This is a genomic window from Methanobrevibacter sp. (assembly GCF_045577275.1).
Classification (GTDB): Archaea; Methanobacteriota; Methanobacteria; order Methanobacteriales; family Methanobacteriaceae; genus Methanobrevibacter.
In genome coordinates, this window is the sequence record NZ_JAZNIB010000239.1 from 1 (window position 1) to 2,454 (window position 2,454).

Here is a 2,454-nt window from a genome sequence, read left to right on the forward strand (position 1 = left end):
GAGAAAACAGGTTTGATTCTGTGCATGAATTCAATGATTTCCTTGCTTGAAATACCATAACCGATTCTCATACCTGCAAGGCCCATTACCTTAGACATTGTTCTAAGTATGAAAATGTTGTCATATTCATCCAAAAGGTTCACATTAGTTGTTTCGGAGTATTCAAAGTAGGCTTCATCTATTACAACCACTGCATCACATACTCCTCCTTTGGATTTGTTGGTCTTATCCAAGATTGCTCTCAAGTCATCTTGACTGATTAATGCTCCAGTTGGGTTATTCGGAGTGCATAAGAATAGCATTTTTGTCTTTTCATTGATTGCATTAAGAACTGAGTCCAAATCCAATGTATTTGTCTCTAAGTTCCATTTAGCATAATTAGGTATTGCTCCATATGGCTTGAATAAAAATTCATAATACATATAAGAAGGTAAAGGCACTATAAATTCGTCTCCTGGTTCGATGAATGTTTTTGCTAATGTGTCAATAAGCTCATCTGCTCCATCTCCACCAACAATGATCTGTTCTGGTTTGACATGTGAATATCTTGCAAATTCCTTTTTAAGCTCTTCCAAATCAGATTCAGGGTATCTGTTGATGTTTGCAAGTTCTGCTTCAATAGCTTCCTTTACTTTTGGAGATGGTCCCCATGGGTTTTCATTAGATCCTAATTTGATGATATCTTCTTTTTTCACTCCAAATTCCTGTGCAATTTCCTCTTTGGATCTTCCAGGAACATAAGGGTCTAATTCTTCTACTGCTCTACGTACTTTCATTATTTTACCTTCTTTTAGCAATAAATTTTAATAGTTAGTATTTTTAATCAGTTTTATGATTATGATAATTTAGTGAATCTTTAAATTTGTTTTTTAATAATTTTTAAAAAAAGTTGATGAATAGATGAAATTATTCATTCTATTCATTACATTCAAATCCGATGATTTAGTCATCGTATTCATTTGCAAGTTCAACATAGTGTGCTGCATTCCAAGCAATATGGTCTCTTTGTTCTTGTGTAGTCTCTTTAATGAGTTTTCCAGGAACTCCTAATATTAGGCTGTTTTCTGGAAATTCCTTATTTTCACTTACTACTGCCCCAGCACCTACAATTGAGTTCTTGCCAATTTTAGCGCCATTCAATACAGTAGCATTCATTCCTATAAGAACATTGTCGCCAATTTCACAACCGTGAACTACAGCACCATGTCCAACAGAGACATTATCTCCAATCTTAAGTGTTAGATTTGCTGAAGTGTGCAAAACACAGTTGTCTTGAACGTTGGAGTTTTTACCAATTCTTATAGGGCCTACATCTCCTCGAATAACTGCTCCATGCCAAATGGAACAGTTTTCACCAATTTCAACATCACCAATTACTTGTGCACCAGGGAATATTTTTACGGGTTCATTGAGTTTCATAATATACTCCTCTTTTAGTTTTTTTTTAATTAATTTTTTTAAATTAATTATCTTTAATTTTAAAAATTTCTTTTATAGTTGTTTTATTAATTGTAAATTAATAAGTGTCATTCTTGAAATATTTTATTTTCTTTATTTCTCTTCAACTTCTTCAAGAGAGATTTGTCCAGTTTCCTTTTTGTTTTGGATGATATGTTCCTGTTTTACTAAAACTCTCATATCGGAGCCTAAGTCTTCATATAATAAAACACCAGATCCTATTGTGGCTCTCACTCCTATTTTTACTCCTGGACTTAAGCTTGAATTGATTCCAGTCTTTACAGAATCTCCTACAATTGCACCTAATTTACGTCTTCCAGTGTCTGTTCTTTTGTTTTTGATTGTTGTCTTAACTGTTTTATTGTCAAAACGTAAATTGGCAATATTTGTTCCTGCTGCAATATTGCAGTTGGAACCTAATACGGAGTCTCCAACATAACTTAAATGGCTTACATTGGTATTTTCCATAATGATTGAATTTTTAATCTCTACAGCATTACCGATGTGGACATTGTCTCCAAAGTAGGAGTTTCCTCTAATATATGAGTTAGGTCCGATATCACAGTTTTTACCAATGTATACAGGGCCTTTGATATAAACTCCGGAACGGATGAGGCTGCCTTCATCTAAAAACACTTCTCCATGAATGGTGGCTCCCTCTTCAACGGTTCCTTTGATTTCTCCTTCAATATGATTAAGCAACTCTTCGTTGATTTCAAGAAGTTCCCATGGTTTTCCAATATCCATCCATTCTTTAGTGGTCTTATGTCCTTTAACCACTTTTCCATCAGCTATTTGGAGTGATAGAGAATCTGTGATTTCATATTCTCCTCTTGGAGAAACTTCTGTCTTGTCAATCTTATCAAAGATGTCCTTGTTGAAGATGTAAATTCCTGTGTTGATTAAATTGCTTGGAGCTTCTCCTTTTTTAGGTTTTTCAACAATATTTATGATATTGTCTCCATCCAATTCAACTACACCGAATGCACTTGGATC

Annotated in this window: 3 protein-coding genes; all 3 read right to left on the reverse strand. The window is 34.1% G+C overall.

Features of this window, described 5'->3' with window-relative positions; translation table 11 throughout:
- On the reverse strand, positions 1 to 776 hold a 776-nt coding region (locus ACKI67_RS06750), incomplete at its 3' end, for a pyridoxal phosphate-dependent aminotransferase (protein WP_407462692.1).
- Positions 777 to 942: 166 nt separating this feature from the next.
- Positions 943 to 1,419, reverse strand: coding sequence for a gamma carbonic anhydrase family protein (locus ACKI67_RS06755; RefSeq protein WP_407462693.1), 477 nt, complete (start codon positions 1,417 to 1,419; stop codon positions 943 to 945).
- A gap of 132 nt (positions 1,420 to 1,551) precedes the next feature.
- Positions 1,552 to 2,454, reverse strand: a 903-nt coding sequence (gene glmU, locus ACKI67_RS06760) for a bifunctional sugar-1-phosphate nucleotidylyltransferase/acetyltransferase (protein ID WP_407462694.1), incomplete at its 5' end; no start/stop codon positions are given.